Origin of the sequence: Aeromonas sp. ASNIH8 (assembly GCF_002919855.1) — a bacterium.
GTDB classification, from domain to species: domain Bacteria; phylum Pseudomonadota; class Gammaproteobacteria; order Enterobacterales; family Aeromonadaceae; genus Aeromonas; species Aeromonas caviae.
Genome location: NZ_PQLN01000151.1, coordinates 1 through 6,752, shown reverse-complemented (window position 1 = coordinate 6,752; position 6,752 = coordinate 1). Strand labels below are relative to the sequence as shown.

At 59.8% G+C, this 6,752-nt stretch carries 4 protein-coding genes and 1 tRNA gene; 1 reads left to right on the top strand and 4 read right to left on the bottom strand.

Features of this window, described 5'->3' with window-relative positions:
• The coding region (locus tag C3418_RS22255) for a 6-phospho-beta-glucosidase (RefSeq protein ID WP_103859300.1) at positions 1-1,381 on the top strand (1,381 nt) is incomplete at its 5' end.
• Positions 1,382-1,611: 230 nt separating this feature from the next.
• On the opposite strand, the gene C3418_RS22250 is transcribed toward C3418_RS22255, so the two are convergent.
• The 4 genes from C3418_RS22250 to C3418_RS22235 all read right to left on the bottom strand — a co-directional run bounded on the left by C3418_RS22250 (position 1,612) and on the right by C3418_RS22235 (position 6,299).
• Entirely contained in the window at positions 1,612-1,980 is a 369-nt protein-coding gene (locus C3418_RS22250) for a DUF1254 domain-containing protein (RefSeq protein ID WP_223954190.1), read from the bottom strand.
• 13 nt (positions 1,981-1,993) lie between these two features.
• Positions 1,994-3,397 (bottom strand): DUF1254 domain-containing protein, encoded by a 1,404-nt coding sequence (locus tag C3418_RS22245; protein ID WP_103859299.1) that lies wholly within the window; start codon positions 3,395-3,397, stop codon positions 1,994-1,996.
• Positions 3,398-3,522: 125 nt separating this feature from the next.
• Positions 3,523-5,697, bottom strand: a complete 2,175-nt coding sequence (gene katG, locus C3418_RS22240) for a catalase/peroxidase HPI (RefSeq protein WP_103859298.1) — start codon at positions 5,695-5,697, stop codon at positions 3,523-3,525.
• A gap of 526 nt (positions 5,698-6,223) precedes the next feature.
• A tRNA-His gene (locus C3418_RS22235) sits at positions 6,224-6,299 on the bottom strand.
• Between the last annotated feature and the right edge of the window lie 453 nt (positions 6,300-6,752).

Below are 6,752 nucleotides of genomic sequence, written 5' to 3'. Positions count from 1 at the left end.
CCAGGTAGAAGGGGGCTGGGATCAGGGCGGCAAGGGGCTCAGCATCGTCGATGTGCTCACCAGCGGCGCCCACGGGGTGGAGCGCGTCATCACCGACAAGATTGAGGCCGGTCATCGCTACGCCAACCACGAGGCGGTGGATTTCTACCACCGCTACAGAGACGACATCGCACTGTTTGCCGAGATGGGCTTCAAGTGTTTTCGCACCTCCATCGCCTGGTCGCGCATCTTCCCGCTGGGGGATGAGGCCGAGCCGAACGAGGCGGGGCTGCGTTTTTATGACGACATGTTCGACGAGCTGCTGCGCCACGGCATCGAGCCCGTCATCACGCTCTCCCACTTCGAGATGCCGAACCACCTGGTGACCGAATACGGCGGCTGGAAGAGCCGCACCGTGCTGGACTGCTTCGTGCGCTTTAGCGAGGTGGTACTGCGCCGCTACCAGCACAAGGTCAAATACTGGATGACCTTCAACGAGATCAACAACCAGCGCAACTGGAAGGTGCCGCTGTTTGGCTACTGCTGCTCCGGGGTCATCTACAACCAGGAGCCGAACCCGGAAGAGTGTATGTACCAGGTGCTGCACCATCAGTTCGTGGCGAGCGCCAAGGTGGTCAGTCTGGGCCATGAGATCAACCCGGGCTTGCAGATCGGCTGCATGCTGGCCATGGTGCCCCTCTACCCCTACTCCTGCCACCCGGACGATGTGATGTATGCGGAAATCGCCATGCGCGAGCGCTTCCTGTTCGGGGACGTTCACATGCGCGGCCATTACCCCGCCTATATCCGCAAGGAGTGGCAACGCAAGGGCTATGAGATTGTCATGGAAGCGGGGGATGAGGAGACGCTGCGGGCGGGCTGCGCCGATTACATCGGGCTCAGCTACTACATGAGCAACGCGGTGCGGGCCCACGGCGCCGGCACGGGCACCGCCTTGTCGGGCTTCGAGGGCAGTGTGCCAAATCCCCATGTGCAGGCCTCCGAGTGGGGCTGGCAAATCGACCCCGTCGGGCTGCGTTATACCCTGAATCTGCTCCATGGCCGCTACGAGAAGCCGCTGTTTATCGTCGAGAACGGCTTCGGGGCGCGGGATCAGAAAGACGAGCGGGGAGAGATAGACGATGACTACCGCATCGCTTACTTGCGGGCCCATATCGAGCAGATGAAGCTTGCCATCGTCGAGGACGGGGTGGAGGTGATGGGTTACACCCCCTGGGGATGTCTCGACTGCGTCTCCTTCACCACAGGGGAATACAGCAAGCGCTACGGCTTTATCCACGTGGACAAGAACGACGACGGCAGCGGCAGCTTTGCGCGCAGCAAGAAGCGCAGCTTCGACTGGTATCGCAGAGTCATCGCCAGCAACGGCGGGACACTATAGCGGGGTTGTTTAACATGCTGCCTGTATTAAATAGAACCTGTTATTGATCTCATAAATCATCATTCAACCATGTGTTTATGCAATCTCTTTAATAGAAAAGGCAGTGAATGTCTGACTGTAAATAAGCGAGATCCCGGCTCGACACCGAATCTGTCTAGCCGTGGATCCCGCCCTTATCCGGCAATAAAAAACCGACCTGTGAAGTGACCCTCCTTGGTGCCTTGGGTGCGTCAGCCGCTCATCGAGGTGGTGTAATGGCCCATGTCCAGGGGGTGCAGGATCCAGCAACGGCCATTGTCCATACCCGGCATACTGACGATCACCGGCTCCGCACTGAGATCCAGCCAGCCTTGCAGGTGCAGGGTATCGTTGTTGATGCCCGGGTGTTCGGTATCGTCCGCCAGGTGGCGAATGTTCTGGAAGCGGTTTCGCGGGGTGCCGGTCTTGATCGCCGTTCCATAGAAGAACTTGTAGGCTTCCTCCATGGAATAGCCGTAGATATGGGCATCCTGTGCCATCTTGTCAGTGATTTGTGCCATGAAGGCGTGGTAGCGAGACATGTTGCTGCCGCAAGGGATGTCTTTCTCATGGTGCTCCACGCCTGTTCATCGTTTACACCCGCTCGAAATCCGCCAGCTTGAAGGTCTTGTGGTTCAACTCGTCGGTCGGGCCATAGAAGCGCATGGCCGGCAGCGGGCGTTTGCCACTGGTCGGGATCCAGTTGTTTTCCTTGCCTGGCGGGGCGGTCGGGCCCACGTAGAGGGTGATGCTGCCGTCCGGGTTCTTGGCCATCTTGTCGAGATCGTAGGAGGAGAGGGTGGTGCGCCCGCTCTCGCTGTAGATAAAGGACATGGTGTCGCGGTTGTAGACCGTCAGTGCCCAGAACTGCTTGACCGGCATCTTGGCCGGGATGGTGAGCTTGTAGAGCTGACCGGCTTCCAGCAGTTTGCCGTTGTTGTCCGCGAGGCACATCAGGTACTGGGTGGCCGGGGTATCGCTCAGCGCCTTGGGCATATAGGTACACCAGAAGTACTCGGCGGCGCGATTGATGAGGTCGATGCGATCCTCATAGGTGAAGGTGAAGGTCTTGTTGTCATCGCTCTGCAAGAGGGAGGCGTAGTGCCGATCAGGCCAGTAGCGTTTCTCCTTCGGGAAATTGTCATACCAATGCTGCATGTAGAACCAGGCATCGATGGCCGCCTGGCGCAGCGCCTTGCGGGTTTTCTCATCCGGGTTGAATGAGGTGCCGCGACCTATGCCAAGGGAGGTGAGCATCCCCATCATCACCTTGTCCTGCTCGCGCACGGGCTCGACGCTGGCCACCGCGTGCAGGTCGTCGAAGTGACGCTCGTCGTAGTAGGGCTGGGTCGGGTAGCGCTTGTTGCCAGGATCGACGAAGCGCTGGGTCGGCGGATTGCTCGCCTCGGAGAGAGAGTACATGCGCAGGCGCTTGGAGTAGTGATAGGCATCGTTCGTCGACTTGCCGGGCGCCGGCACAGAGCGAAAGGCAAACGCCACGCGATAATTCGGGGAAGGAACATGCAGATAGCCGGCCGGGATCGGCTCGCTGTAGCCGGGGGGCGTCAGCAAAAACTTGCCGCCCTTGCCTTGGTCGAGCCCCGCCGGGCCTACATCCGCGATGGTGAATTGCCAGGCATCGACAATCTGCCCATACAGGCTGCCATCCGGGCCCGCAGTGGGCACTTCCAGCACGGTGGGGCCGTGTTGCAAGTCGGTGAAGGCCGTGATGTAGGGGGTGGTGCTGTTGGCCGTGATGGCCTCGAGATGCGGGGTGGCAGGCTTGGAATAGGCGATGATGTCGTTGTCTTTGAGACCCAGATTGTCGAAGGCGGCGCGCCGGAAGCTGTAGATGGCGACCGCCGGCATGTTCCACAAGGCAGCCTCGAAGGCCCGCTGGTACTTGATCTGGTACTCAAAATCTTCGACCGAGCTGACGGATCCCGCTGGCGGCAGGCCCTGCTGGGGTATTTCCTGGTTTCCCGGGGCTGGGGGCATTGGCCATCTCCCCTTGCGGGCTGGTCGATGGCAGCACTCAAAGGGGAGGGATGGGACTCCCCTTTAGCATCGATAAAAAAGCCCGGTAGTGATACCGGGCTTGGTGGTCGAGCAGTGCTTTAGCCTCAGGCGAGGTCGAAGCGATCCAGATTCATCACCTTGGTCCAGGCCGCCACGAAGTCCTTCACGAACTTCTCCTTGGCATCCGCACTGGCGTAGACCTCTGCCAGGGCGCGCAGCTGGGAGTTGGAACCGAACACCAGATCGACCCGGGTTCCGGTCCACTTCACCTTGCCGCTCTGGCGATCACGGCCTTCATAGACTCCCTGGCTGCCCGCCGCCGGTTTCCACTCCGTGCCCATGTCGAGCAGGTTGACGAAGAAGTCGTTGGAGAGGGTACCCGGGGCGGCGGTAAAGGCCCCGTGGCAGTTGCCCGCGTTGGTGCCGAGCACCCGCATGCCGCCCACCAGTACCGTCATCTCGGGGGCACTCAGGGTGAGCAGCTGCGCCTTGTCGATCAGCATGGTCTCCGCGAAGCCCGCGCACTCGCCCGCGTAGTTGCGAAATCCATCTGCGAGGGGCTCGAGCACCGCGAAGGAGTCCACATCTGTCTGGGCCTGGGAGGCATCCATCCGGCCCGGAGTGAAGGGCACGGTCACGGCGACACCTGCTCTCTTCGCGGCCTGCTCGACCCCCACGCTGCCCGCCAGCACGATGAGATCGGCGAGGGAGACCCGCTTGCCGCCGGTGGCTGAGGCGTTGAAGGCCTGCTGTATCCCGTCGAGGGCCTGAAGCACTTTCGCAAGCTGGGCAGGCTGGTTCACGGCCCACTCCTTCTGCGGGGCCAGGCGGATGCGGGCACCGTTGGCGCCACCGCGTTTGTCAGAGCCACGGAAGGTGGACGCGGAAGCCCAGGCGGTCGACACCAGCTCGGCCACGGACAGGGAGGCCGCCAGGATCTTCTCCTTGAGCAGGGCCACGTCCTTGTCATCGATCAGGGGATGATTGACGGCGGGGATGGGGTCTTGCCAGATCAGCTCCTCTTTGGGTACCTCCGGCCCCAGGTAGCGGGCGATGGGGCCCATGTCACGGTGGGTCAGCTTGAACCAGGCGCGGGCGAAGGCATCGGCGAAGGCCTGCGGATCCTCGTAGAAGTGGCGGGAGATCTTGCCAAACTCGGGGTCAAAGCGCAGGGTCAGGTCGGTAGTGAGCATGGTCGGCTTGTGGAACTTGCCCGGGATGTGCGCATCGGGAATGATCTCCGGTGCATCCTTGGCCACCCACTGCTTGGCGCCGGCAGGCGACTTGGTCAGCTCCCACTCGTAGTTGAACAAGTTTTCAAAGAAGTTGTTGCTCCACAGGGCCGGTGTCTTGGTCCAGGTCACTTCGAGCCCGCTCGAGACGGTGTCCTTGCCATGGCCGCTGCCGAAGTCGCTCATCCAGCCGAGGCCCTGGGCCTCCAGAGGCGCGGCTTCCGGCTCTGGCCCCTTGTGGGATTCGGGCGCGGCGCCGTGGGCCTTGCCGAAGGTGTGGCCGCCCGCGATAAGGGCGACCGTCTCTTCATCGTTCATGGCCATGCGACCGAAGGTGGAACGGATGTCCTTGGCAGCCTCCATGTAGTCACCGCTGGCGTTGGGCCCTTCCGGGTTGACGTAGATGAGGCCCATGTGGGTGGCACCGAAGGGGGCCGTGAGCTCGCGATCGCCCTTGACCCGATCGGGATCGACCCCGAGCCAGGCAATTTCATCCCCCCAGTTGACGTCCTGATCCGGCTCCCACACGTCTGGCCGCCCACCGCCAAAGCCGAAGGTGCGAAAACCCATGGTCTCCAGGGCGACATTGCCGGCGAGGATCAGCAGATCGGCCCAGGAAATCTTGTTGCCGTATTTCTGCTTGATGGGCCAGAGCAGGCGACGGGACTTGTCGATGTTGACGTTGTCCGGCCAGCTGTTGAGGGGGGCGAAGCGCTGTTGGCCACGGCCGCCGCCACCGCGACCGTCGGTGGTGCGATAGGTACCCGCAGCATGCCAGGTCATGCGGATGAACTGGGGGCCGTAGTGACCGAAGTCCGCCGGCCACCACTCCTGGGAATCCGTCATCAGCTTGACCAGATCTCTCTTGAGTGCCTTGTAATCCAGGCTGGCGAAGGCCTTGGCGTAGTCAAAATCCTTGTCCATGGGATCGGCGCCGGGGGAATGCTGATGCAGCAGATCCAGCCGCAACTGGTTCGGCCACCAATCTCGATTGGTTCTGCCGACGCCGGCGGTGTGGTTGAAGGGGCATTTGCTTTCTTCACTCATCTCTGTCTCTCCTTGGCAGTCATGTGCAATGCAGACAACTCAGTATGGGAACTTTTCCTGCAACCGGCGGGGCATGTGACAGGTTGGGCCTTGGACCGGCATCGGGGGGTTATCAATAACTCCTTATATTTCAGCTAATTGATTAAGGATGGGATGACCGTATTACGAAAAGATGAATCGGTGCCATCGAATTTGGCTGCTCCTCTACAAGGGATAAGAGAAGGAAGGAGTGAATCGCCCTGGCAGCCGTGTTATCAATCTTTTTATCCATAACACGAGGGATCAGACCTGGACTTGCGCTGGGTCATGGCATGAGGAGGGCTTGTCTTGAGCGGGGCAGAAAACCCCATTTTTGTGACGGCGGTCTGGATTGCGTCCTGAGCAGGGCGCCGAGCGCCAGAGGATGGGGTGGGGGCGTTGCGCCAAAAAGAGGACGGCGCAGAAACAAAAAGACCGGCCAGTGGCCGGTCCAAACAGACAGCGTGCTGCTGTCTCATCAGGCTGATCCCAGCCTGGAGGGGAATAATGGGGTGGCTGATGGGGCTCGAACCCACGACAACCGGAATCACAATCCGGGACTCTACCAACTGAGCTACAGCCACCACTGAAATCTGCCTTCGATACAGCAATCAAACTCATGTGTATCGATGGCGCGCCCTGCAGGATTCGAACCTGCGACCCACGGCTTAGAAGGCCGTACCTGTTAATAGAGTTAAAATGTCATCAGAATACGTCAAACATCAAATAAATATAATCTTTAAAATCAATGCCTTATTGCCGTTAAGTCTGTCTAGGTTAGCTGAGGAAATTTTATGTTGCCAAAATTAGCACTTCAGGTTTCTGCATTTTTAGTTGTTTTTTTGATCTAAAATGGATCCGTCATTCCGCACCTGATTTTGCTATTTTCAGTGCTTGACGGCGATCGGCCGTTCTGATCTATTACTCTCTTTTGCAGGTAGATCATCATGGCCGCACCCGCTATCTCGATCCGTAACCTCGATCACCTTGGTTTGGTCGCCGCACTCTGCCAGGAACTGGGCATTGCCCGCATGATC